The sequence below is a fragment of the Pseudomonas sp. RIT-PI-AD genome, assembly GCF_025642785.1.
Classification (GTDB): Bacteria; Pseudomonadota; Gammaproteobacteria; order Pseudomonadales; family Pseudomonadaceae; genus Pseudomonas_T.
Genome location: NZ_JANZKU010000001.1, coordinates 363,496 through 386,688, shown reverse-complemented (window position 1 = coordinate 386,688; position 23,193 = coordinate 363,496). Strand labels below are relative to the sequence as shown.

The following is a 23,193-nucleotide window of genomic DNA, read 5'->3' as shown; positions in this document are numbered from 1 at the left end:
CAGGCGCGCCCAGAGCGCTCCGCGTACTGGCGACCCCATGCCGCGCGCGGCTCCGGACGAACGAACCGACCTCGACGCAACCTTGCTCTCTCTGCACCGTCTATACCTCGTTCCAGAGCCTTGCGGCGCGATCCAGCCGCAGCCTCAACCATCAGCCACGAATGCTAAGGAGAGCTCATGCCGCACTGGCTGGTGATCGACCTGGAAGCCACCACCGACGAAGGTGGCTGGCCGTTGCAGGAAATGGAAATCATCGAACTGGGCGCGTCCCTGGTCACCGTGGACGGGCGCGAAGTCGATCATTTCCAGCGTTTCGTGCGCCCGCTGCGCCGCCCTTGCCTGACCGCGTTCTGCCGCCGGCTGACCCATATCGGCCAGGCCGACGTGGATGCCGCGGCGCCGCTGGAAGCCCTCTGGCCGACCTTCGAGCGTTGGCTGGAGCATTATCGACCACGCCTCGAAGGCTGGACGAGCTGGGGCGACTATGACCGTCGCCAGCTGGAGCACGAGCTGGGCACCCGCGGGATCGACAGCCTGCTGCTGAAAATTCCGCACCTCAACCTGAAGCAGCGTTTCAAGGAAGCCCGTCAGTTGCAGCGCTCGGTGGGGCTCAACGCGGCGTTGCAACTCGCCGGCCTCAGTTTCCAGGGCCAACAGCACCGCGCCCTGGAGGATGCCCGCAATACGGCCCGGCTGCTGCCCCTGGTGCTTCCCTCGCGCTGATACCCAACGGGCCTAGTGACGCTGTAAATCGCGTTGGGCATACTGGCCGGCCCTTTTCCCGCCCCTCCGAGGAAGCTTTCATGTTCAAGGTCAACGAGTACTTCGACGGCACCGTCAAATCCATCGCCTTCGACATGAGCGAAGGGCCCGCCACCATCGGGGTGATGGCCGCCGGCGAATACGAATTCGGCACCAGCCAACTGGAAGTGATGCACGTCATCGCCGGCGCGCTCACGGTGAAGCTGCCCGGCAGCCAGGACTGGGAGCGCTTCGCCTCCGGCAGCCGCTTCACCGTGCCGGCCAACAGCAAGTTCCAGCTCAAGGTCGAAAGCGATACCGCCTACCTCTGCGAGTATCGCTGAGCCAGCCTGCCGGGGCGGCGTCCGCTGCCCCGCTTCGCCCTTCCCGCTCCAACCGCCACGCTAGCTCTTGCGCTTCGCCCCGAAGCTCGCCTCAATCGTCGGTGGCGGCTCGGGCGAACTGTAGTTCGGCCAGCCGCGCATACAGCGGATTGCTCCTGATCAACTCGCCATGGCGTCCGATGGCGACCAAGCGCCCCTGGTCGATCACCGCGATACGGTCGGCCCCCTGCACCGTGGCCAGGCGGTGGGCGATCACCAGCGTCGTCCGCCCACTCATGAGCCGCGGCAGGGCTTGCTGGATCAGGTGCTCGCTCTCGGCGTCCAGCGCGCTGGTGGCTTCGTCCAGCAGCAGGATCGGCGCATCCACCAGCAGTGCGCGGGCGATGGCCAGGCGCTGACGCTGGCCGCCGGACAGGCCCTGCCCGGCGTCCCCCAGGTGAGTGCGATACCCCTCCGGCATGCGCAGGATGAACTCGTGGGCATGGGCGGCCCGCGCCGCCGCTTCCACCTCGGCGGCACTGGCATCCGGGCGACCGTAGCGGATGTTGTCCTCGACGCTGCCATAGAACAGCGCCGGGCTTTGCGATACCAGCGCGAAGCAGCGCCGCAGGTCGGCCGGATCGAGGCGCTCGATGGGCACCCCCTCCACCAGGATCCGGCCTTCCTGGGGGTCGTAGAAACGCAGCAGGAGATCGAACAGCGTCGATTTGCCCGCCCCGGAGGGCCCTACCAGCGCCAGGGTCTCGCCCGGCGCCACGCGCAGATCGATCCCGTCGAGGGCGTTCACCGAAGGGCGCGACGGATAGGCGAACCGCAACCCCTGCAATTCGATGCGCCCGCTGACCCGCTCCGGCAAGCGTTGCAGGTCCGCTCCGGGCGGGGTGATGGCATTGGTGGTCTGCAAGAGTTCGGCGATGCGCTCGGCGGCGCCGGCGGCGCTCTGCAATTCGCCGATGACCTCGCTGAGGGTGCCGAAGGCCGAACCGACGATCAGGCTGTAGAACACGAATGCCGCCAGCTCGCCGCCGCTGATGCGTCCGGCGATCACATCCATGCCGCCGACCCAGAGCATCACCCCGACCGCGCCCAGGACCAGCACGATCACCAGGGTAATCAGCCAGGACCGCTGGGCGATCCGCTTGCGCGCCGTGGCGAACGCCGCCTCCACGGTAGAGGCGAAACGCACCTTGTCCTGCGTCTGGTGGTTGTAGGCCTGTACCGTCTTGATCTGCCCGAGGGTTTCGCCGATGTAGCTGCCGACGTCGGCGATCCGGTCCTGGCTCTGCCGCGACAGGTTGCGCACCCGGCGCCCGAACAGCAGGATCGGCGCCACCACCAGGGGCAACGCCACCATCACGATGGCAGTGAGCTTCGGATTGGTGATGAACAACAGGACGATACCCCCCACCAGCATGATGCCGTTGCGCAACGCCATGGACAGGGAGGAGCCGATCACCGATTGCAGCAACGTGGTGTCCGCCGTCAGACGCGACTGGATTTCCGAGCTGCGGGTGTTTTCGTAGAAACCTGGGTGCAGGTTGATCAGATGATCGAATACCCGCCGGCGGATGTCTGCGACGAAGCGTTCGCCGAGCCAGGACACCAGATAGAAACGGGTGAAGGTCCCCACGGCCAGCGCCAGGACCAGGACGAAGAACAGCAGGATCGAACGGTTCAGCGCCTCGGGCGATTGGGTCGCCAGGCCCTGGTCCACCAACAGCTTGATCCCCTGCCCCATGGACAGGGTGATCGCCGCGGTGAAGAACAGCGCCAGCAGTGCGCCGATCATCCGACCGCGATAAGGCGCCATGAAACGACCGGCCATGCGCAAGGCGTTGCGTTGGCGGGAAGACAGGATCGACAGCATGCTTACCTCGGATTGAACGCCGGGCTCGGCGGGTGATGCGGGCCGCTCCGGCGCACAGGTGCTCGCCAGAGCGCGGCGTCAGGCGCCGGGAAACCGGTAATGGCCGGTCATCTCGAAGCGGAACAGAATATCCTCCTCGCGGGTGCCGCGTCCGATGTTATGCAGGATCAGCGGGGTACCTTGCGCGCTACGCCGATCGGAGACGAGGCCGATGTGGGTCTGGCCGCGCCCCAGGTTCCAGGTGACGATATCGCCTGGCCGGTAGGCGTCCACCGACGTCTCCAGGGGCAACGCCATGCCCTGGCGGTCGAACCAGGTCATCAGGTTCGGCACCCGCCGATGGTCGATATTCGAGTCCGGACGTTTCAGGCCCCAACCCTTCGGGTAGGCGGCGAAATGCCCGAGCATGTCCTCATGCACGCGCTTTTGCAGATCCAGCCCCTGTCGACGCAAGGCGCGGATCACCACGTCGCTGCAAACCCCGGTGGTTTCCGCGACGTCGCCTTGGGGATAGGCGATACGACGGTAAGCCGGGTCATAGCCGAGGGTGACGCCGATCTGTTGGCGCGCCGCCACGACCAACGCGGCGGGATCGATGGTCGCCGTCGCTGGAAAGGTGACCGCCAGGAAACAGATCAATGACAAAAAACGCAGCACGGGGACGCTCTCTTGGAAACCGGCCATCGAGGATACCCCAAGCCGGCTTCCTCGCGCCCGAGCCGCCGTCCCGGGCCTCGTACACGCCGCGGAAATTCCGCCTGAACTCGCCAAGGGCGCCGGCGTCCATGCTATCGCCCGATCAGCTGGCACTTTGGCACGATCGCTGCTTCAGCCTTGGCGTTTCTCGCCTTATGGCAAAACCTTGGCGCCCCGCCTTCGAGGTCATTTGGGCGCCCCCTTGATACATCGATGAGGAGACAGGCCATGCACACCCAACGCAGCACCGAATCGCGCGTCATCCCGCTCAAGCCGCAACGCCCTATCGGAGGTGCGATCATCGACGCCGAGGGTCGCGAAATCCCGATCACCGAAACCATGATTCAGCGCGCCTGCCGCGAGCTGGAAAAGACCTTCGTCTCCACCCGCCGGCAAGCTTGAGTCCGATCCCCGGACTGGCCAGGCCCGGACCTCCGTCGCTTCGCTGACGCGGGATGGATAGCGCTCCCTCTAGTCTCCCTCGGCAGAAGCTGCGCTTATGCCGCGAACGGCGGTCAATGGCTGCGGGGACGGCGCATCCTCACGCCTCATTCGCAGGCGCCAACGCGCCACGCATCACGACCCACGTAGGGTGGATAGCGCGCTTTCTCTATCCGCCCTCACCCCCTCCTTACAAATGAAGCGGCGCTTCCCCTGCAAGCGGTAATAAAAGTGCGGAGCGGCACCTCGCACGGAACGCGTCGAATATTCCACTTGAGCGATCGGGGACAGCACCGAAGCCCTCAGACACGGGGCACGCCTCAAGCCAACCAGGTCGCGCCCAACGCGCGCACCAGCCGCTGCAAGTCCGGTGCCTCGCCCGCCACGCCCACCCGCAGGCCGTCGATCTCGCGGCGAACCGGATAACCTTTGCGCAGGGCGTCGAACGCGAGCCGGCGCGCCTTGGCATCCCCCACCAGACTGCGACGGAAGTCGGCGTCGTCGCGGCGCGGGTCGTATACCGCGCGGCACAGGGTGGCCAGCGCCCAATGCGGCTCGGCGCCGGCATCCAGGGTAATCTCGCGCAGCCAGTCCGGCGGTAACAGCGCCTCCAGCCGCACCCGTGGTTCTTCGCCCCGCCAAGCGCAAAAGGCCTGATAGATCTGCGCGGTGCCACGCTGCTTGCCGTCCAGGCTGTGGCCGGCGATGTGCGGGGTCGCCAGCCGGCAGAGAGCAGCCAGCTCGGGGTCGACGCCCGGCTCGCCTTCCCAGACATCCAGCACCGCGCGCATATCCGGGCGCTGCCGCAGACAGGCACGCAACGCGGCGTTGTCCACCACCGCTCCGCGGCTGGCATTGATCAACCAGGCTCCCGGGCGCAAGCGCGCCAGTCGATCCGCATCGAACAGATGGCGAGTGCCGGCGTCCAGCGGCGTGTGCAGGCTGAGGGTGTCGCACGTCTCGATCAGCCGCTCCAGGCTGACGAAATCGCCGCCCTCGGCGGCCTGGCGCGGCGGGTCGCAGACCTGCACGCGCCAGCCCAGCCCGCGCAGCACCTCGATCAAGCGACCACCCACCTGACCGGCGCCCACCACGCCATAGGTCCGCGACGCGAGATCGACGCCTTCGTCCTCGGCGAGCACCAACAGGCTGCCGAGCACGTAGTCCACCACCCCGCGGGCGTTGCAGCCCGGCGCGCTGGCCCAGGCGATACCCGCCTCGGCGAAATACTCCAAGTCCAGGTGATCGGTACCGATGGTGCAGGTGCCGACGAAGCGCACCTGGCTGCCGGCGAGAAGCGCGCGGTCCACCGGGGTCACCGAGCGCACCAGCAGCACCTCGGCGTCGGCCAGCGCCGCGCGGTCGAGCGAACGGCCCGGCAAACGGCGGATTTCGCCGAAGCCGGAAAAGAAAGCCTCGACCAAAGGGATGTTTTCATCGGCGAGCAAGCGCATGGCGGGTTCCTGGGCGGATGTCGGTTGGCGAAAAGAGCATTTTAGGGGCTGTACGAAAAGTCACCGAGCACGGGATCAAGCAAGGTAAGAACAGGCGAAGCGGCGCAGTTTACCTGCTGTAAATGAGCGTTCTGAGCCTGTTTTTAACCCGGCATCACCGAGCACAGGCACTTTCCGTACAGCCCCCAGGGGCTGCCCGGATTTTCCACCACCGGCAGCGAGGGCACAGCCCCTTTCCTGATCGAACCGTCAGCGCGTAGACTGCGCGGTCGCCCCGCCGGCCGGCAGACTTTCCGGACATGCGGACCCGATCCTCGCGGACCGCGTCCTCCGGCCCGCGCGCCCGTGCCCTCCCCGAGGGAGCGCGCCCGGCTCCACTGCCGATACAGTGTCACCCGAACGTATGGATACCCCGTGATTACCTCCGAAAGCCGTCCGCGCCGCATCCGTCGCGAATTCGCCGCCCTGTTCACCCTCGCCTTGCCGATCATGATCGCCCAGCTCTCCCATTCGGCGATGGGCTTCGTCGATGCGGTGATGGCCGGGCGGGTCAGCCCCCGCGACTTGGCGGCGGTGGCCCTGGGCAACTCGATCTGGGTCCCGGTCTTCCTGCTGATGACCGGCACCCTGCTGGCCACCACCCCCAAGGTCGCCCAGCGGTTCGGCGCCGGGCAACTCGAAGAAATCGGCCCCCTGGTGCGCCAGGCATTGTGGCTGGCGGTGGCCACCGGGCTGGCTGCCGCCCTGGCGCTATGGTCGGCCGAACCGGTGCTCCGGCTGATGAAGGTCGACCCGGAGCTGATCGGCCCGAGCATGATCTACCTGCGCGGCATCGGCAGCGGGATTCCGGCGGTCGCGCTGTATCACGTGCTGCGTTGTTTCAGCGACGGGCTCGGCCGCACCCGCCCGAGCATGATCTGGGGCATCTGCGGCCTGGCGCTGAACATCCCGCTGAACTACGTGTTCATCTACGGACACTTCGGCGTGCCGGCCATGGGCGGGCCGGGTTGCGGCTGGGCCACCGCGCTGGTGATGTGGTTCATGTTCTTCGGCATGCTCGGCTGGGTGCACTGGGCCCCGGCCTATGCCGGCAGCCGCCTGTTCGACCGCTTCGACGCGCCGCGCTGGCAGGTGATCCGCCGGCTGCTGAGCATCGGCGTGCCGATCGGCATCGCGGTGTTCGCCGAATCGAGCATTTTCGCGGTGATCGCCCTGCTGATCGGCAGCCTCGGCGCGGACGTGGTGGCCGGCCACCAGATCGCCCTCAACTTCAGCTCCCTGGTGTTCATGATTCCCTACGCCCTGGCGATGGCGGTGACCGTGCGCGTCGGCCAGGCCCTGGGACGCGGCGAACCCCGCCAGGCGCGCTTCGCCGCCGGCGTCGGGATGGGCAGCGCGTTGCTGTACGCCTGCCTGTCGGCGAGCCTGATGCTGCTCCTGCGCGAACCCATCGCCAGCATCTATACCAACGACCCGACAGTGATCCGCGTGGCCGCCATGCTGATCGTCTACGCCGCGCTGTTCCAGCTTTCGGACGGCTTGCAGGTGACTGCGGCGGGCGCCTTGCGCGGCTACCAGGACACCCGCGTCACCATGCTCCTCACCCTGTTCGCCTATTGGGGGATCGGCCTGCCGGTGGGCTATGCGCTCGGCTTGAGCGACCTGTTCGGCGCGCCGAGGGGCCCAGCCGGCCTCTGGCAGGGGTTGATCGCCGGGCTGACCTGCGCGGCGCTGATGCTTTCGGTCCGCCTGGCCCGCAGCGCCAGGCGCCGCATTCGTTCCGCCGCGAGGGCGTGAACGGGGGCGCCCGCGCCTCAGTCGGCCTTCTTGCGGATCCAGTAAAGGAAGGTGCCATCCTGCTCGGCCTGCTCGAGCAGTTCGTGGCCGAGGAAGACGCAGAATTTCGGGATGTCGCGCTGGGTCGAAGGGTCGGTGGCGATCACCTTGAGCAGGCCGCCGGCCGCCAGGTCACGCACCTTGTTGTGCAGCAGCATCACCGGCTCGGGGCAATTGAGGCCGCTGGCATCGAGAATCGCATCGGGTTGTTCGGACATCGTCGCCCTCCAGGATCGAACCGGCATTGTCACCCAAAGCCCGCGCGGGGTCACCCGCGCATCCGGCTCAGCGATCCAGCCGGCGCAGGTGGCAGGTGACCTCTTCGCGGTCGTGATACAGCTGCTTGCAGCCGATGGCGACGCGCAACCCGCGGGCGCGCAGGCCGTCCTCGATGCGTTCGAGCAGGCGGCTGACCTCGGCGTAACGCTGCTTCATCGGCAGCTTGAGGTTGACCACCGCCTCGCGGCACCAGCCCTCGCCGAGCCAGGTTTCGATCAGCGCGGCGCTGCGCGCCGGTTTCTCGACGATATCGCAGACCATCCAATCCACCGGGCGGCGCGGCTTGAAGGTGAAGCCATCGGCGCGGGCGTGTTCCACCAGCCCGGAATCCATCAGGCTTTCGGCCATGGGCCCGTTGTCCACCGCGATCACCTTGATGTGCCGGTTGACCAGTTGCCAGGTCCAGCCGCCCGGCGCCGCCCCCAGGTCCACCGCAGTCATCTCCGGCGCCAACCGCTTGTCCCACTCCTCGCGGGGCACGAACTGGTGCCAGGCCTCCTCCAGCTTCAGGGTCGAGCGGCTGGGCGCCTCGCGGGGGAATTTCAGCCGAGGGATGCCCATGGGCCAGGGCGCCGAATTGTCCGGTTCGGCCAGCCCCAGGAACACCTCGCGGCCACTCTTGAAGGTCAGCAACAGGCGCGCAGCCCGGGGGTCTTCGATCAGCCTGCCGGCCTGGACGAGGGCCTTGCGCAGCGGCCCCTCGAACTTGCGGCAGAAGGTCGACAGTTCCTTGCCGTCGTTGGTGTCCAGCACCTCCAGCCAGAGGCTGCCGCACACCGGATAGCTCGCCAGGCGTTCGAGCAGCACGCTGATGCGGTCGGATTCCGGCAGCTCGACGAATTCGCCGCGCGCCCACTGGCGCGGAAAGATCAGCCGCGAGAAGCGCTGGCCCTGCATCAAGCGGGCGGCCCCGCCGGCATCGCCACAGATGAACTCGGCACAGGCGCTGTTCGGTTTGGCCTTGGCATAGCCGGCCACCTCCAGGCGGGATGCCTGCTCGGATAGTTCGGCGCAGACCTCGCCCTCGAACCCGGGGCGGCAGTGCAAAAACACAGTGTTCATCGGCATCTACTAAAGTGGAGTGAGGATTCGTCGCGCGGCCGGACCGCGGCCGCGCATCATAGCCGAGACGGGAACCCCAGGCTGCATCGGCCGGTCCAGTGACATGACGAACCTCAAGCGGAGCCCTTTCCAGAGCGGATAGCGAGACTCCGTCCGTTTCACCGGCCCGCGCCGTGCGGGCCACAAGGAGACGCACAATGCCTTCCCTGGATAGCCTGAAGAGCCGCCGTACGTTGGAGATCGGCGGTCGTACCTATCATTATTTCAGCCTCCCGGAGGCCGCCAGGCAGCTCGGCGATATCCAGCGCCTGCCGATGTCGCTGAAGGTACTGCTGGAGAACCTGCTGCGCTGGGAAGACGACAAGACCGTCACCCGCAGCGACCTCGAGGCGCTGGTCGCCTGGTTGAAGACACGCTCCTCGGATCGGGAAATCCAATACCGCCCCGCCCGCGTGCTGATGCAGGACTTCACCGGTGTCCCGGCGGTGGTCGACCTGGCGGCGATGCGCGACGCCATGGCCAAGGCCGGCGGCGACCCGCAGAAGATCAACCCGCTGTCCCCGGTCGACCTGGTGATCGACCACTCGGTGATGGTGGACAAGTTCGGCAACCGCGCGGCCTTCGAAGAGAACGTCGAGATCGAGATGCAGCGCAACGGCGAGCGCTATGCGTTCTTGCGCTGGGGGCAAAGCGCCTTCGACAACTTCAGCGTGGTGCCGCCGGGCACCGGCATCTGCCACCAAGTCAACCTGGAATACCTGGGCCGCACCGTCTGGACCAAGGAGGAGGACGGCAAGACCTGGGCCTTCCCCGATACGCTGGTCGGCACCGATTCCCACACCACCATGATCAATGGCCTCGGCGTGCTCGGCTGGGGCGTGGGCGGCATCGAGGCGGAAGCCGCGATGCTCGGCCAGCCGGTGTCCATGCTGATTCCCGAGGTGATCGGCTTCAAGCTCACCGGCAAGCTGAAGGAAGGCATCACCGCCACCGACCTGGTGCTCACCGTCACCCAGATGCTGCGCAAACGCGGCGTGGTGGGCAAATTCGTCGAGTTCTTCGGCGACGGCCTGGCCGAACTGCCCCTCGCGGACCGCGCCACCATCGCCAACATGGCGCCGGAATACGGTGCCACCTGTGGCTTCTTCCCGGTGGACGACATCACCCTCGGCTACCTGCGCCTGTCCGGCCGCCCGGAAGAGACGGTTGCCCTGGTCGAAGCCTATAGCAAGGCCCAGGGCCTCTGGCGCGAGCCCGGCCAGGAACCGGTGTTCACCGATACCCTCGAGCTGGACATGGACAGCGTCGAAGCCAGCCTCGCCGGCCCCAAGCGGCCCCAGGACCGGGTCGCCCTGCCCGCGGTGGCCAAGGCGTTCGACGACTTCATCGGCATGCAACTGAAGCCGCCGCCGATGGAGGACAACCGCCTGCAGAACGAAGGCGGCGGGGGCGTCGCCGTGGGCAATGCCGCCCTGGTGGGCGAGGCCGACTACCAGTACATGGGCCACACCTATCGCTTGAAGAACGGCGCGGTGGTGATCGCCGCCATCACCTCCTGCACCAACACCTCCAACCCCAGCGTGATGATGGCGGCGGGTCTGCTGGCGAAGAAAGCCATCGAGAAGGGCTTGCAGCGCAAACCCTGGGTAAAGACCTCGCTAGCCCCCGGCTCCAAGGTGGTCACCGATTATTTCGCCGCGGCAGGCCTGACCCAGTACCTGGATGAACTGGGCTTCGACCTGGTCGGCTATGGCTGCACCACCTGCATCGGCAACTCCGGCCCCCTGCCGGAACCCATCGAGAAAGCCATCCAGAACGCCGACCTCACCGTCGCCGCCGTGCTGTCCGGCAACCGCAACTTCGAGGGCCGCGTGCATCCCCTGGTAAAGACCAACTGGCTGGCCTCGCCGCCGCTGGTGGTGGCCTATGCCCTGGCCGGTACCGTGACCCTGAACCTCACCCACGATCCCCTCGGCCAGGACCGCGAAGGCAACCCGGTCTACCTCAAGGACATCTGGCCCACCTCCCAGGAAATCGCCGAAGCGGTGCAGAAGGTCGACACCGCGATGTTCCGCAAGGAATACGCCGAAGTATTCGCCGGCGACGAGAAATGGCAGGCCATCGAGGTCCCGGACTCCAGCACCTACGTCTGGCAGGACGATTCCACCTACATCCAGCACCCGCCGTTCTTCGCCGACATCGCCGGGGAGCCGCCGCGGGTCCAGGACATCCGCGATGCGCGTATCCTCGCCCTGCTCGGCGACTCGGTGACCACCGACCACATCTCCCCTGCTGGCAACATCAAGGTGGACAGCCCCGCCGGACGCTTTCTGCAGGAGCGCGGCGTGGAGCCGGTGGACTTCAACTCCTACGGCTCGCGTCGCGGCAACCACGAAGTGATGATGCGCGGCACCTTCGCCAATATCCGCATCCGCAACGAAATGCTCGGTGGCGAGGAAGGCGGCAATACGCTGCATATCCCCAGCGGCGACAAGCTGGCGATCTACGATGCCGCCATGCGTTACCAGGACGAAGGCACCCCGCTGGTGATCTTCGCCGGTAAGGAATACGGCACCGGCTCCTCCCGGGACTGGGCGGCGAAAGGCACCAACCTGCTCGGGGTCAAGGCGGTGATCGCCGAAAGCTTCGAACGCATCCATCGCTCCAACCTGGTGGGCATGGGCGTGTTGCCGCTGCAATTCGAGGAAGGTCAGGACCGCAAGAGCCTGCAGCTCACGGGTCGGGAGAAGGTTGGCGTGGTCGGGCTGAACGGAGCCGAACTGCGCCCGCTGATGCCGCTCACCCTCGAAATCACCCGCGAGGACGGCTGCGTGGACAACGTCGAGGTGCTCTGCCGGATCGATACCCTGAACGAAGTGGAATACTTCAAGGCCGGCGGCATCCTGCATTACGTCCTGCGCCAATTGCTGGCGGCTTGAAGGCGACGGGCGACCCGGGTCGCCCGTCCTTTTCGTCTCACAAGGTTTCCATGAGCGCGAAAGCGGGCACTCCACCGGAAGGAAGGTTCTGGATGTCAACGAAACACGCGGGCGTCTCCCGATATGACCGACCGTTCACTGACGCCAGAAAAACACCTCGCCGGTCGAATAGGGGTAAACTGGCCGACCTTTTTGTGGCTCGACCTCGCCCGCAACGGCCGATCCTACAGCCCGCACCGATAAGATGGACGCCCAGCCATGCGCAATAACCAGCCCGTCACTCAGCGCGAACGTACGTTTCCGGCCGAACAGCGGCTGATTTCAACCACCGATAGCAAGGGCGTCATCACCTATTGCAATGACGCTTTCATCGAGATCAGTGGCTACGCCCGGGAAGCCTTGATCCACTCGCCGCATAACCTGGTGCGGCATCCCGATGTCCCGCCCGCGGTGTTCAACCATATGTGGACCACCCTGAAAAGCGGCCGGCCGTGGATGGGCATCGTCAAGAACCGCTGCGCCAACGGCGATCATTACTGGGTCAACGCCTACGTGACGCCCATCTTCCAGGGCAGCGAGATCACCGGCTACGAATCGGTCCGGGTGAAACCGACCGCCGAACAGGTGCGTCGCGCCGAAGACCTGTACCGGCGGATCAATGCCGGCAAACCGGCGATCCTGCGCCGCGACCGCTGGCTGCCGGTGCTACAGGATTGGTTGCCGTTCATCATGGTCAGCCAGATCGGCTTCCTCATCGGCGTCTGGCTGGACTCCCACTGGGGCTTCATCGTCGCCGCGATCCTTTCCATTCCCCTCGGGCTGACCGGCCTGGCTTGGCAGAATCGTGGCATCAAGCGCCTGCTGCGGCTGGCCGAACAAACCACCTCGGACCCCCTGATCGCCCAGATGTACACCGACAGCCGCGGCGTGCAGGCGCGCCTGGAAATGTCGATTCTCAGCCAGGAAGCGCGCCTGAAGACCTGCCTGACCCGCTTGCAGGACACCGCCGAGCAGCTCACCGAGCAGGCCCGCCAGGCCGAAGCCCTGTCGCAGAGCAGTTCGGCCGGGCTGGATCGCCAGCGCCAGGAAACCGAACAGGTCGCCACGGCGGTGAACCAGATGACCTCTACCACCCACGACGTCGCCAGCAACGTGCAACGCACCGCCACCGCCACCCAGGAAGCCAACCGCCTGACCGGCGAGGGCCGCGCGATCGCCGCGGAGACCCGCGAGGCCATCCAGCGCCTGTCGCTGTCGGTCGGGGAGACCGGCGAGACGGTGCGCCGCCTGGCCCAGGACAGCAACGAAATCGGCGGCGTGGTCGACGTGATCAAGGGGATCGCCGATCAGACCAACCTGCTCGCCCTGAATGCCGCCATCGAGGCGGCCCGTGCCGGCGAGATGGGTCGTGGCTTCGCCGTGGTGGCCGACGAGGTGCGCTCCCTGGCGCAGCGGACGGCGGAATCCACCCAGCAGATCCATGGCCTGATAGCCACCTTGCAGAAAACCGCGGAGAACGCGGTGCAGGCCATGGAAAGCGGGCGCCAACACGCCGACACGGGAGTGGACAAAGTGCTGCAGGCCGACACAGCCCTGCTGGGCATCAGCGAGGCGGTGGCCAATATCACCCACATGACCGACCAGATCGCCGCCGCCACCGAACAGCAGAGCGCCGTGGCGGAGCAGATCAACCAGCGCATCATCAGCATCGCCCAGTTGGCCGACCAGACCTCCGGCGAGGCCCACCGCACCGCGCTGCTCAGCGAAGCGCTCACCAGCACGGCCCATGGGCAGTATTCCCTGGTGGATCGCTTCAACCGGTGAAGGCGCCGCCCACGTGGAGCGGCCCCTCGCGACGCTCCACGCCCGAGCGCCGCTATCGCCGCTTGCCTGCGGGCACCTGGGCCAGGAAATGCGCCACGGCCCTTGCGGCCTGCTCCAGGTGATCCGCCTGGGTCCAGCCCGAGGCTTTCAGGGGCTTGAGGTCGTGGTCGGCGGCCGGCAGCCAGAGTAGTTCGATGGCACTGGACAGCCGATAGGCCTCCACCGTCGGGCGACTGCCCATGGGATCGCGCTCGCCCTGCACGATCAGGGTCGGCGCACGCAGCTCCGCCAGATGCTCCACCCGTGGCTTGTCAGCCTTGCCGATCGCATGGAAGGGATAACCCAGGCAAACCAGGGCATCGGCGCCGACTTCATCGGCTATCAGGCTGGCCATTCGGCCGCCCATCGACTTGCCACCCACCGCCAGAGTTCCCGCGACTTGCTGTCGCACCGAGGCCTGTACCCGGCGCCAACGATCGAGCAGTTTCACCTGCCGATCCGGCGGCCGCCTGCCGCCGTCCAGGCGCCGTTTCGCCATGTAGTCGAACTCGAAGCGCACCACCGCCAGGCCATGCGCCACTAGCCTTTGGGTCATTTCCTCCATGAACGCGCTGTCCATCGGTGCGCCCGCGCCATGGGCCAGGATCAGGGTGGCATTCGGCTCGCCCGTGGGCTTTTTCCAGAGCAGCGCCGGCATGGCGCCATCCTCCGGGGATTGATCCCGGTCAATATCCGGATCATGGCCTTTCACCATGCTTGCCTCGCTTTTCCAAGTAACCGTGGATGGAAGCCCTCACATGAGCACAGCAAGCAGTACCGCCTACAACTATAAGGTGGTCCGCCAGTTCGCCATTATGACAGTGGTATGGGGAATCGTCGGGATGGCTCTCGGCGTTCTCATCGCTGCACAACTGGTATGGCCGGAACTCAACTTCAACCTCCCCTGGACCAGCTTCGGGCGCTTGCGCCCCCTGCACACCAATGCGGTGATCTTCGCCTTCGGTGGCTGTGCCCTGTTCGCGACCTCCTACTACGCGGTGCAACGCACCAGCCAGGCGCGGTTGATCTCCGACAAGCTGGCGGCCTTCACCTTCTGGGGCTGGCAACTAGTGATCCTGCTGGCGGCGATCACGCTTCCACTGGGCTACACCAGCTCGAAGGAATACGCCGAGCTCGAATGGCCGATCGACATCCTGATCACCATCGTCTGGGTCAGCTACGCGATCGTGTTCTTCGGCACCGTGGTCAAGCGCAAGGTCAAGCACATCTACGTCGGCAACTGGTTCTTCGGTGCCTTCATCCTGACCGTGGCCCTGCTGCACGTGGTGAACAACCTGGAGATTCCGGTCACCCTGACCAAGTCTTACTCGCTGTACTCCGGCGCCACCGACGCGATGATCCAGTGGTGGTATGGCCACAATGCCGTGGGCTTCTTCCTCACCGCCGGCTTCCTCGGGATGATGTACTACTTCGTGCCCAAGCAGGCCGGGCGCCCGGTGTACTCCTACCGGTTGTCCATCGTGCACTTCTGGGCGCTGATCGCCGTCTACATCTGGGCCGGCCCGCACCACCTGCACTACACCGCCCTGCCCGACTGGGCCCAGTCCCTCGGCATGGTCATGTCGCTGATCCTCCTCGCACCCAGCTGGGGCGGCATGATCAACGGCATGATGACCCTCTCCGGCGCCTGGCATAAGCTGCGCAGCGATCCGATCCTGCGCTTCCTGGTGGTGTCCCTGGCCTTCTACGGCATGTCCACCTTCGAAGGCCCGATGATGGCGATCAAGACCGTCAACGCGCTTTCCCACTACACCGACTGGACCATCGGCCACGTCCATGCCGGCGCCCTCGGCTGGGTCGCCATGGTGTCGATCGGCTCCCTCTACCACCTGATCCCGAAAGTCTTCGGCCGCGAGCAGATGCACAGCCTGGGCCTGATCAACGCGCACTTCTGGCTGGCCACCATCGGCACCGTGCTCTACATCGCCTCGATGTGGGTCAACGGCATCACCCAGGGCCTGATGTGGCGCGCGGTGAACCAGGACGGCACCTTGACCTACTCCTTCGTCGAAGCACTGGAAGCCGGGCACATGGGCTTCGTCGTGCGGATGATCGGAGGCCTGGTGTTCCTCAGCGGCATGTTCGTGATGGCTTACAACACCTTCCGTACCGTGCGCGCCTCCGTGCCGGCCGAATACGAAGCCGCCGCGCAGATCGCCTGAGGAGTCGAAGATGAAACAGCATGAAGTCATCGAGAAAAACGTCGGCCTGATGGCCCTGCTCATGGTGCTCGCGGTGAGCATCGGCGGCCTGGTGCAGATCGTGCCGCTGTTCTTCCAGCAGGAGACCACGCAACCGGTGGACGGCCTCAAGCCCTACACCGCCCTGCAACTGGAAGGCCGCGACATCTTCATCCGCGAGGGCTGCGTCGGCTGCCACTCGCAGATGATCCGCCCGTTCCGCGCCGAGACCGAGCGCTATGGCCACTACTCCGTCGCCGGCGAAAGCGTCTGGGACCACCCCTTCCTCTGGGGCTCCAAGCGTACCGGCCCGGACCTGGCCCGCGTCGGCGGCCGCTACTCGGACGACTGGCACCGCGCGCACCTGTACAACCCGCGCAACGTGGTGCCCGAGTCGAAGATGCCCGCCTACCCCTGGCTGGTGGAGAACCGCCTGGACGGCGAGCACACCGCCGCCAAGCTCCAGGCCATGCACACCCTCGGCGTGCCTTACAGCGACGCGGACATCGAAGGCGCCGTGGCTTCGGTCAAGGGCAAGACCGAGATGGACGCGCTGGTCGCCTACCTGCAGGTGCTCGGCACCAGCCTGAAAAACAAGAGGTAAGCCATGGGCACCTTGATGGATGTAGGCACGCTGCGTGGATTGGGAACCGTGATGGTTCTGGTCGCCTTCGTCAGCGTCGTGTTCTGGGCTTACAGCGGCAAGCGCAAGACGCGTTTCGACGAGGCAGCCAACCTGCCCTTCGCCGACGACGACACCCTCGCCTCCGCGCATTCCCGGCATGCTTTCAGGAGTAATGAACAATGACCGCGTTCTGGAGCTGGTACATCACCCTGCTCACGCTCGGCACCCTGGCCGCTCTGCTCTGGCTGGTATTCGCCACCCGCAAGGGCGAATCCAAGGGCGTCACCGAAAAAACCATGGGCCATGCCTTCGACGGCATCGAGGAGTACGACAACCCGTTGCCGAAATGGTGGTTCCTGCTGTTCGTCGGCACCATCGTGTTCGCCATCGGTTACCTGGTGCTCTACCCGGGCCTGGGCAACTGGAAAGGCGTCTTCCCCGGTTACGAGGGGGGCTGGACCCAGGTCAAGCAGTGGCAGCACGAGATCGACAAGGCCGATGCGCAATACGGCCCGATCTTCGCCAAGTACTCGGCAATGCCGGTGGAGGCCGTGGCCCAGGACGCCGACGCGCTGAAGATGGGCGGACGTCTGTTCGCCACCTACTGCGCTATCTGCCACGGTTCCGATGCCAAGGGCGCGGTGGGCTTTCCCAACCTGACCGACCACGTCTGGCGCTGGGGTGGCGAGCCGGCCACCATCAAGGCCACCATCCTCGGCGGTCGCCAGGCGGCCATGCCGGCCTGGGGCGACATCCTCGGCGATGAAGGCGTACGCAACGTCGCGGCCTATGTGCGTCAGGACCTGGCCAAGCTGAAACTACCCGAAGGCACCCAGGCAGACGTCGCCGCGGGCCAGGCCACCTACGCCAGCACCTGCCAGGCCTGCCACGGCCCGGAAGGCAAAGGCATGCCGATGATGGGCGCGCCCGACCTGACCCAACCGTCCGCCTGGATCTACGGGTCGAGCCTGGCGCAGATGCAACAAACCATTCGCTACGGTCGCAACGGACAGATGCCCGCCCAGGAGCAGTACCTGGGTAACGACAAGGTGCATATCCTCGCCGCCTACGTGTACAGCCTGTCCAATAAAAGCAACACCGCGGCGCCCGGACAGGACTGATCGCGGGTCCCGCCGGAACGGTCGCCTCCGCTGCGACACACGAGATCGGCGCAGTTTTCCAGCGCGCCGGCAAGGACGAAAGGAAAGGGGCACAGGAGGTGCCCGACCCCGCCCCATTCTGCGACAGAGTGTCGCACCCGCCTTCCCCAGGCTCGGCAGCCACTTTCGGTTTGGACTATGCTGATGCCCATTCGCCCCCAGGTCATGACCGACTAGGCGAATCCCTCTCCCGGCACATGGTTTTTTCGTGCCCATCGGCCCCGGACAAGTCCGCACACGCGGCCGGCGAACCTGTCCCAAAGGCCTGGCAGCCAGTTTGTATCGGCGTGTGTCGTTTGCAATGGCTACCCTCTTTCTACATACTTGCCGCCGATTTTTGCCCCTAAAAAACCTCCATTAACCGTGGAACCCTAGCATGAGCACAGCAATCAGTCAGACTGCTTATAACTATAAGGTGGTCCGCCAGTTCGCCGTTATGACGGTAATCTGGGGGGTCATCGGAATGGGTCTTGGTGTTCTGATTGCCGCACAATTGGTGTGGCCGGAACTCAACATGAACCTGCCGTGGACGAGCTTCGGCCGCCTGCGCCCACTCCACACCAATGCGGTGATCTTCGCCTTTGGCGGCTGTGCCCTGTTCGCCACTTCTTATTACGTGGTGCAACGCACATCGCAGGCGCGACTGATCTCCGACGGTCTCGCCGCCTTCACCTTCTGGGGTTGGCAAGCGGTGATCGTGCTGGCGGTGATCACGCTTCCGCTGGGCTACACCAGCTCGAAGGAATACGCCGAGCTCGAATGGCCGATCGATATCCTGATCACCATCGTCTGGGTCAGCTACGCGATCGTGTTCTTCGGCACCATCGCCAAGCGCAAGACCAAGCATATTTATGTAGGGAACTGGTTCTTCGGCGCCTTCATCCTGACCGTGGCCTTGTTGCATATCGTCAACAACATGGAAATCCCGGTCTACGCGTTCAAGTCCTACTCGCTGTACTCCGGCGCCACCGACGCGATGATCCAGTGGTGGTATGGCCACAACGCCGTGGGCTTCTTCCTCACCGCCGGCTTCCTCGGGATGATGTACTACTTCGTGCCCAAGCAGGCGGAACGCCCGATCTACTCCTACCGGCTGTCCATCGTGCACTTCTGGGCGCTGATCACCGTCTACATCTGGGCCGGCCCGCACCACCTGCACTACACCGCCCTGCCCGACTGGGCCCAGTCCCTCGGCATGGCCATGTCGCTGATCCTCCTCGCACCCAGCTGGGGCGGCATGATCAACGGCATGATGACCCTCTCCGGCGCCTGGCATAAGCTGCGCACCGATCCGATCCTGCGCTTCCTGGTGGTGTCCCTGGCCTTCTACGGCATGTCCACCTTCGAAGGCCCGATGATGGCGATCAAGACCGTCAACGCCCTTTCCCATTACACCGACTGGACCATCGGCCACGTCCACGCCGGCGCCCTCGGCTGGGTGGCGATGATCTCCATCGGCTCGCTGTATCACCTGATTCCCAAGGTGTATGGCCGCGAGCAAATGCACAGCATCGGCCTGATCAACGCGCACTTCTGGCTGGCCACCATCGGCACCGTGCTCTACATCGCCTCGATGTGGGTCAACGGCATCACCCAAGGCCTGATGTGGCGCGCGGTGAACCAGGACGGCACCTTGACCTACTCCTTCGTCGAAGCGCTGGAAGCCAGCCACATGGGCTACATGGTCCGTGCGTTGGGCGGCGCCTTCTTCCTGACCGGCATGCTGCTCATGGCCTACAACACCTTCCGTACCGTTCGCGCTTCCAAGCCGGCCGAATACGAAGCCGCCGCGCAGATCGCCTGAGGAATCGACCGTCATGCAACACGAACTCGTTGAAAAGAATATCGGTCTGATGGCCCTGCTGATGATCCTCGCTGTGAGCATCGGCGGCCTGGTGCAGATCGTGCCGTTGTTCTTCCAGGGCGTGACCAACACGCCCGTCGAAGGCATGAAACCGCGCAGCGCGCTGGAAGTGGAAGGTCGCGACATCTATATCCGCGAGGGCTGCGTCGGCTGCCACTCGCAGATGATCCGCCCGTTCCGCGCCGAGACCGAGCGCTATGGCCACTACTCCGTCGCCGGCGAAAGCGTCTGGGACCACCCCTTCCTCTGGGGCTCCAAGCGTACCGGCCCGGACCTGGCCCGCGTCGGCGGCCGCTACTCGGACGACTGGCACCGCGCGCACCTGTACAACCCGCGCAACGTGGTGCCCGAGTCGAAGATGCCCGCTTACCCCTGGTTGGTGGAAAACCGTCTCGACGGCCAGCACACCGCCGCCAAACTGGAAGCGCTGCGTACCGTGGGCGTGCCTTATACCGACGATGACATCGCCGGCGCCAAGGCTGCCGTCAAGGGCAAGACCGAGATGGATGCGCTGGTCGCATTCCTGCAAGGCCTCGGCACCTCAATCAAGAACAAACGGTAACGCACGATGGATATCGGGACTCTTCGCGGCCTAGGAACCGTACTGGTGTTCGTCGCCTTCATCGGCGTCGTGTTCTGGGCTTACAACGGCAAGCGCAAATCGAGCTTCGACGAAGCCGCCAACCTGCCCTTCGCCGACGACGAGACCCAGACCCACGCGCGTGACGAGCAAGCGTCTAGGAGTAAGCACGAATGACCACGTTCTGGAGTTGGTACGTAACCATACTCACCAGCGGCACCCTGATCGGGCTGACCTGGCTGATCTTCGCGACTCGCCGCGGCCAGCGCGAAAACCCCACCGACGAGACCGTCGGCCACTCTTTCGACGGGATCGAGGAATACGACAACCCACTGCCGAAATGGTGGTTCATGCTGTTCGTCGCCACCCTGGTATTCGCCGTCGGCTACTTGGTGCTCTACCCGGGCATGGGCAACTGGAAAGGCATCTTCCCTGGCTACGACGTCGTCGATGCGGACAGCAAGACCGCGTTCTCCGACAACCAGCCGGGCTGGACAGGCGTCCACCAGTGGGAAAAGGAGATGTTCAAGGCCGATAAGCAATACGGCCCGATCTTCGCCAAGTTCGCAGCGATGCCCATCGAGGCGGTGGCCCAGGACGAGCAGGCGCTGAAGATGGGCGGACGTTTGTTCGCTTCCAACTGCGCGGTCTGCCACGGTTCCGATGCCAAGGGCGCCTATGGTTTCCCCAACCTCACCGACAACGAATGGCGTTGGGGTGGCGAGCCGGCCACCATCAAGACCACCATCATGGGCGGTCGTCAGGCGGCCATGCCGGCCTGGGGCGAAATCCTCGGTGAAGAAGGCGTGCACAACGTCGCGGCGTACGTGCTGACCCAGTTGGCCGGTCGCAAGCTGCCGGAGAACGCCAAGGCCGACGTGGACGCGGGCCAGAAGATCTTCGCCGCCAACTGCGTGGCCTGCCACGGGCCGCAAGGCCACGGCATGCCTGCCATGGGCGCGCCGAACCTGACCGACGCCCCGGCGTTCATCTACGGCACCAGCTTCGCGCAACTGCAACAGACCATCCGTTACGGTCGTAACGGTCAGATGCCCACCCAGGAACATCTGCTGGGCAATGACAAGGTCCACCTGCTGGCGGCCTACGTGTACAGCCTGTCGCACAAAGCGGAACAAAAGTGAATCCTTCCCATTCAAGCGCGACGTCCTGTCGCACTTGAATCGGGGGGTGCAGGCGTACCATATACAGCAGGTAAATGACTCCGGTCGGCACGCATCGGCCGGAGCACAAATCATCCGCCGTGGTACGCATCGAATGAGCGAACAAATCCCCGTACAAGACGTCACCCCTCCTCGCCCCAAACCTGCCGAAACCGTCGATCTCTACGCCAGCCGGGAAAAAATCTATACCCGCGCCTTCACCGGTCTTTTCCGCAACCTGCGCATGGCGGGCGGGGCGTTCCTGTTCCTGCTCTACTTCGGCACGGTGTGGATCAACTGGGGCGGCCACCAAGCCGTCTGGTGGGATCTGCCGGAGCGCAAGTTCTACATTTTCGGCGCCACCTTCTGGCCACAAGACTTCGTCCTGCTCTCCGCCCTGCTGATCATCGCGGCCTTCGGCCTGTTCTTCATCACGGTGTTCGCCGGGCGCGTCTGGTGTGGTTACACCTGCCCGCAGAGCGTCTGGACCTGGGTCTTCATGTGGTGCGAGAAGGTCACCGAAGGCGACCGCAACCAGCGCATGAAACTCGACAAGACGCCCATGAGCGGCGCCAAGCTGATGCGCAAGACCGCCAAGCATGGCCTCTGGCTGCTGATCGGCCTGGCCACCGGCCTGACCTTCGTCGGCTACTTCTATCCGATCCGCGACCTGATCCCGCAGTTGCTGACCTTCCAGGCCGATGAGTGGGCGGTTTTCTGGATCGGTTTCTTCACCCTGGCGACCTACGGCAACGCCGGCTGGCTGCGCGAGCAGGTGTGCATCTACATGTGCCCCTACGCGCGTTTCCAGAGCGTGATGTTCGACAAGGACACCCTCATCGTGTCCTACGACCCACGGCGTGGCGAAAAACGGGGACCGCGCAAGAAAGGCATCGACTACAAGGCCCAGGGCCTCGGCGACTGCATCGACTGCACCATGTGCGTCCAGGTCTGCCCCACCGGCATCGACATCCGTGACGGCCTGCAGATCGAGTGCATCGGCTGCGCCGCCTGCATCGATGCCTGCGACACCATCATGGACAAGATGAACTACCCGCGCGGGCTGATCAGCTACACCACCGAACACAACCTCTCCGGGCAGCAGACTCAGCTCGTACGCCCGCGGCTGATCGGCTACGCCATGGCCCTGGTGGCGATGATGAGCGTACTGGCCTATGCCATCGCCACCCGCTCGCTGGTGGAGCTGGACGTGCTCAAGGACCGGGTGCTCTACCGGGAGAACGAGCAGGGCAGGATCGAGAACGTCTACACCCTGAAGATCATGAACAAGGCCCAGCGCGACCTCACCTTCGTGATCCAGGCGGACGGGCTGGAAGGCCTGGTCTACGAAGGGAAGCAGGAAGTCCATGCCAGCGCCGGCGAAGTGCTGTCGATACCGGTGGAGCTGTCCGTCGATCCCGAGAAGATGCCGTCGAGCACCAACCAGGTGAGGTTCCAGATACGCTCCCCGGACGACGAGTCCATCCACACCGATGCCGAGAGCCGTTTCATCGGCCCCAGCGTTCGCTGACAGACAAGGTTATCCATGCAAGCTGACGTGCAATTCAAGCCCTGGTACAAGCAGTTCTGGCCCTGGTTCATCATCGGTTTGCTGGCTTGCTCGGTGGTGATCGGGCTGTCGTTGCTGGTCATTTCCATCCGCCAGAGCGACAGCCTGGTGGTGACCGACTACTACGACGCCGGCAAGGGCATCAACCAGTCGCTGGAGCGGGAGAAGTTCGCCGAGCGCCTGAAGCTCCACGGCCGCATCACCCTCGACGAGGACAGCGGCGTCGCCGAACTCACCCTGGAAGGCAACAGCCATCCGGCGCAACTGACGCTCAACCTGATCTCGCCGACCCAGCCGGAACGCGATCGCCGGATCGTGATGCAACCCGTCGAGAACGGCCTGTACCGCGGCATGATGCAGGATGCCGTGCAGGGCCGGCGCTTCGTCGAATTGCTCGGAAACGAGGGCAGCCAGGAATGGCGGCTGTTCGAGGAAGAAACCATCGAGACCGGCAAGCCGCTCCTGCTCGGCGACGAAGGCCCGGTCGGCCACTGATCCCGGGCATGGCGGC

Annotated in this window: 22 protein-coding genes; 16 read left to right on the top strand and 6 right to left on the bottom strand. The window is 65.1% G+C overall.

Features of this window, described 5'->3' with window-relative positions; all coding sequences use genetic code 11:
• Positions 1-177 precede the first annotated feature (177 nt).
• Both OGL92_RS01845 and OGL92_RS01840 read left to right on the top strand, forming a co-directional pair.
• Positions 178-723 (top strand): exonuclease domain-containing protein, encoded by a 546-nt coding sequence (locus OGL92_RS01845; RefSeq protein WP_263139529.1) that lies wholly within the window; start codon positions 178-180, stop codon positions 721-723.
• 80 nt (positions 724-803) lie between these two features.
• Complete coding sequence (locus OGL92_RS01840) at positions 804-1,085, top strand: pyrimidine/purine nucleoside phosphorylase (protein ID WP_263139527.1); 282 nt, start codon at positions 804-806, stop codon at positions 1,083-1,085.
• Positions 1,086-1,176: 91 nt separating this feature from the next.
• On the opposite strand, the gene OGL92_RS01835 is transcribed toward OGL92_RS01840, so the two are convergent.
• A complete protein-coding gene (locus tag OGL92_RS01835; protein ID WP_263139525.1) occupies positions 1,177-2,952 on the bottom strand; it encodes an ABC transporter transmembrane domain-containing protein in 1,776 nt (591 codons plus the stop codon).
• 78 nt (positions 2,953-3,030) lie between these two features.
• Positions 3,031-3,591 (bottom strand): DUF1287 domain-containing protein, encoded by a 561-nt coding sequence (locus tag OGL92_RS01830; protein ID WP_263139597.1) that lies wholly within the window; start codon positions 3,589-3,591, stop codon positions 3,031-3,033.
• 285 nt (positions 3,592-3,876) lie between these two features.
• Between OGL92_RS01830 and OGL92_RS01825 the strand changes: the two genes are divergently transcribed.
• A complete protein-coding gene (locus tag OGL92_RS01825) occupies positions 3,877-4,050 on the top strand; it encodes a PA1571 family protein (RefSeq protein WP_263139522.1) in 174 nt (57 codons plus the stop codon).
• A gap of 359 nt (positions 4,051-4,409) precedes the next feature.
• On the opposite strand, the gene pdxB is transcribed toward OGL92_RS01825, so the two are convergent.
• The gene (pdxB, locus tag OGL92_RS01820) at positions 4,410-5,543 is read right to left on the bottom strand and encodes a 4-phosphoerythronate dehydrogenase PdxB (RefSeq protein ID WP_263139520.1); all 1,134 of its coding nucleotides are present in this window, start codon (positions 5,541-5,543) and stop codon (positions 4,410-4,412) included.
• Between the two features lie 414 nt (positions 5,544-5,957).
• Between pdxB and OGL92_RS01815 the strand changes: the two genes are divergently transcribed.
• The gene (locus tag OGL92_RS01815; RefSeq protein WP_263139517.1) at positions 5,958-7,340 is read left to right on the top strand and encodes an MATE family efflux transporter; all 1,383 of its coding nucleotides are present in this window, start codon (positions 5,958-5,960) and stop codon (positions 7,338-7,340) included.
• Positions 7,341-7,357: 17 nt separating this feature from the next.
• On the opposite strand, the gene tusA is transcribed toward OGL92_RS01815, so the two are convergent.
• Both tusA and rlmM read right to left on the bottom strand, forming a co-directional pair.
• Positions 7,358-7,597 (bottom strand): sulfurtransferase TusA, encoded by a 240-nt coding sequence (gene tusA / locus OGL92_RS01810; protein ID WP_263139515.1) that lies wholly within the window; start codon positions 7,595-7,597, stop codon positions 7,358-7,360.
• A 67-nt stretch (positions 7,598-7,664) separates the two neighbouring features.
• A complete protein-coding gene (gene rlmM / locus OGL92_RS01805; RefSeq protein ID WP_263139513.1) occupies positions 7,665-8,720 on the bottom strand; it encodes a 23S rRNA (cytidine(2498)-2'-O)-methyltransferase RlmM in 1,056 nt (351 codons plus the stop codon).
• Positions 8,721-8,917: 197 nt separating this feature from the next.
• Between rlmM and acnA the strand changes: the two genes are divergently transcribed.
• Entirely contained in the window at positions 8,918-11,659 is a 2,742-nt protein-coding gene (acnA, locus tag OGL92_RS01800) for an aconitate hydratase AcnA (RefSeq protein ID WP_263139511.1), read from the top strand.
• A 258-nt stretch (positions 11,660-11,917) separates the two neighbouring features.
• Positions 11,918-13,483 carry a PAS domain-containing methyl-accepting chemotaxis protein gene (locus OGL92_RS01795; protein ID WP_263139507.1) on the top strand — a complete coding sequence of 522 codons (1,566 nt, stop codon included), beginning with the start codon at positions 11,918-11,920 and terminating at the stop codon, positions 13,481-13,483.
• Positions 13,484-13,535: 52 nt separating this feature from the next.
• Here OGL92_RS01795 and OGL92_RS01790 read toward each other — a convergent pair whose 3' ends face one another.
• On the bottom strand, positions 13,536-14,180 hold the full coding sequence (locus OGL92_RS01790; RefSeq protein WP_263139499.1) for an alpha/beta family hydrolase: 645 nt from the start codon (positions 14,178-14,180) through the stop codon (positions 13,536-13,538).
• 100 nt (positions 14,181-14,280) lie between these two features.
• Here OGL92_RS01790 and ccoN (OGL92_RS01785) point away from each other — a divergent pair, with 100 nt between their 5' ends.
• From ccoN (OGL92_RS01785) to OGL92_RS01740, 10 genes are all read left to right on the top strand, one after another.
• Entirely contained in the window at positions 14,281-15,705 is a 1,425-nt protein-coding gene (gene ccoN / locus OGL92_RS01785; RefSeq protein ID WP_263139491.1) for a cytochrome-c oxidase, cbb3-type subunit I, read from the top strand.
• Positions 15,706-15,715: 10 nt separating this feature from the next.
• A complete protein-coding gene (ccoO, locus tag OGL92_RS01780) occupies positions 15,716-16,327 on the top strand; it encodes a cytochrome-c oxidase, cbb3-type subunit II (protein WP_263139489.1) in 612 nt (203 codons plus the stop codon).
• Positions 16,328-16,342: 15 nt separating this feature from the next.
• On the top strand, positions 16,343-16,531 hold the full coding sequence (locus OGL92_RS01775) for a cbb3-type cytochrome c oxidase subunit 3 (RefSeq protein ID WP_263139595.1): 189 nt from the start codon (positions 16,343-16,345) through the stop codon (positions 16,529-16,531).
• Positions 16,528-17,469, top strand: a complete 942-nt coding sequence (gene ccoP, locus OGL92_RS01770) for a cytochrome-c oxidase, cbb3-type subunit III (protein WP_263139487.1) — start codon at positions 16,528-16,530, stop codon at positions 17,467-17,469. Before OGL92_RS01775 ends, ccoP (OGL92_RS01770) begins: the two co-directional genes overlap by 4 nt.
• Positions 17,470-17,884: 415 nt before the next feature.
• Entirely contained in the window at positions 17,885-19,312 is a 1,428-nt protein-coding gene (gene ccoN, locus OGL92_RS01765; RefSeq protein ID WP_263139485.1) for a cytochrome-c oxidase, cbb3-type subunit I, read from the top strand.
• Positions 19,313-19,325: 13 nt separating this feature from the next.
• Complete coding sequence (gene ccoO / locus OGL92_RS01760) at positions 19,326-19,934, top strand: cytochrome-c oxidase, cbb3-type subunit II (protein WP_263139481.1); 609 nt, start codon at positions 19,326-19,328, stop codon at positions 19,932-19,934.
• A gap of 6 nt (positions 19,935-19,940) precedes the next feature.
• Positions 19,941-20,129 carry a cbb3-type cytochrome c oxidase subunit 3 gene (locus OGL92_RS01755; RefSeq protein WP_263139479.1) on the top strand — a complete coding sequence of 63 codons (189 nt, stop codon included), beginning with the start codon at positions 19,941-19,943 and terminating at the stop codon, positions 20,127-20,129.
• Complete coding sequence (ccoP, locus tag OGL92_RS01750; RefSeq protein ID WP_263139477.1) at positions 20,126-21,094, top strand: cytochrome-c oxidase, cbb3-type subunit III; 969 nt, start codon at positions 20,126-20,128, stop codon at positions 21,092-21,094. The genes OGL92_RS01755 and ccoP (OGL92_RS01750) overlap by 4 nt, the downstream gene beginning before the upstream one ends.
• Before the next feature lie 133 nt (positions 21,095-21,227).
• Positions 21,228-22,643, top strand: a complete 1,416-nt coding sequence (ccoG, locus tag OGL92_RS01745) for a cytochrome c oxidase accessory protein CcoG (RefSeq protein WP_263139473.1) — start codon at positions 21,228-21,230, stop codon at positions 22,641-22,643.
• A gap of 15 nt (positions 22,644-22,658) precedes the next feature.
• Entirely contained in the window at positions 22,659-23,177 is a 519-nt protein-coding gene (locus OGL92_RS01740) for a FixH family protein (protein ID WP_263139468.1), read from the top strand.
• Positions 23,178-23,193 lie beyond the last annotated feature (16 nt).

Bases quoted from the DNA above. Each gene is read 5' to 3' on its own strand.
- OGL92_RS01845 (WP_263139529.1), top strand. From the start codon at position 178: ATGCCGCACTGGCTGGTGATCGACCTGGAAGCCACCACCGACGAAGGT.
- OGL92_RS01840 (WP_263139527.1), top strand. From the start codon at position 804: ATGTTCAAGGTCAACGAGTACTTCGACGGCACCGTCAAATCCATCGCC.
- OGL92_RS01835 (WP_263139525.1), bottom strand. From the start codon at position 2,952: ATGCTGTCGATCCTGTCTTCCCGCCAACGCAACGCCTTGCGCATGGCC.
- OGL92_RS01825 (WP_263139522.1), top strand. From the start codon at position 3,877: ATGCACACCCAACGCAGCACCGAATCGCGCGTCATCCCGCTCAAGCCG.
- pdxB (WP_263139520.1), bottom strand. From the start codon at position 5,543: ATGCGCTTGCTCGCCGATGAAAACATCCCTTTGGTCGAGGCTTTCTTT.
- tusA (WP_263139515.1), bottom strand. From the start codon at position 7,597: ATGTCCGAACAACCCGATGCGATTCTCGATGCCAGCGGCCTCAATTGC.
- rlmM (WP_263139513.1), bottom strand. From the start codon at position 8,720: ATGAACACTGTGTTTTTGCACTGCCGCCCCGGGTTCGAGGGCGAGGTC.
- acnA (WP_263139511.1), top strand. From the start codon at position 8,918: ATGCCTTCCCTGGATAGCCTGAAGAGCCGCCGTACGTTGGAGATCGGC.
- OGL92_RS01795 (WP_263139507.1), top strand. From the start codon at position 11,918: ATGCGCAATAACCAGCCCGTCACTCAGCGCGAACGTACGTTTCCGGCC.
- OGL92_RS01790 (WP_263139499.1), bottom strand. From the start codon at position 14,180: ATGCCGGCGCTGCTCTGGAAAAAGCCCACGGGCGAGCCGAATGCCACC.
- ccoN (WP_263139491.1), top strand. From the start codon at position 14,281: ATGAGCACAGCAAGCAGTACCGCCTACAACTATAAGGTGGTCCGCCAG.
- ccoO (WP_263139489.1), top strand. From the start codon at position 15,716: ATGAAACAGCATGAAGTCATCGAGAAAAACGTCGGCCTGATGGCCCTG.
- OGL92_RS01775 (WP_263139595.1), top strand. From the start codon at position 16,343: ATGGATGTAGGCACGCTGCGTGGATTGGGAACCGTGATGGTTCTGGTC.
- ccoP (WP_263139487.1), top strand. From the start codon at position 16,528: ATGACCGCGTTCTGGAGCTGGTACATCACCCTGCTCACGCTCGGCACC.
- ccoN (WP_263139485.1), top strand. From the start codon at position 17,885: ATGAGCACAGCAATCAGTCAGACTGCTTATAACTATAAGGTGGTCCGC.
- ccoO (WP_263139481.1), top strand. From the start codon at position 19,326: ATGCAACACGAACTCGTTGAAAAGAATATCGGTCTGATGGCCCTGCTG.
- OGL92_RS01755 (WP_263139479.1), top strand. From the start codon at position 19,941: ATGGATATCGGGACTCTTCGCGGCCTAGGAACCGTACTGGTGTTCGTC.
- ccoP (WP_263139477.1), top strand. From the start codon at position 20,126: ATGACCACGTTCTGGAGTTGGTACGTAACCATACTCACCAGCGGCACC.
- ccoG (WP_263139473.1), top strand. From the start codon at position 21,228: ATGAGCGAACAAATCCCCGTACAAGACGTCACCCCTCCTCGCCCCAAA.
- OGL92_RS01740 (WP_263139468.1), top strand. From the start codon at position 22,659: ATGCAAGCTGACGTGCAATTCAAGCCCTGGTACAAGCAGTTCTGGCCC.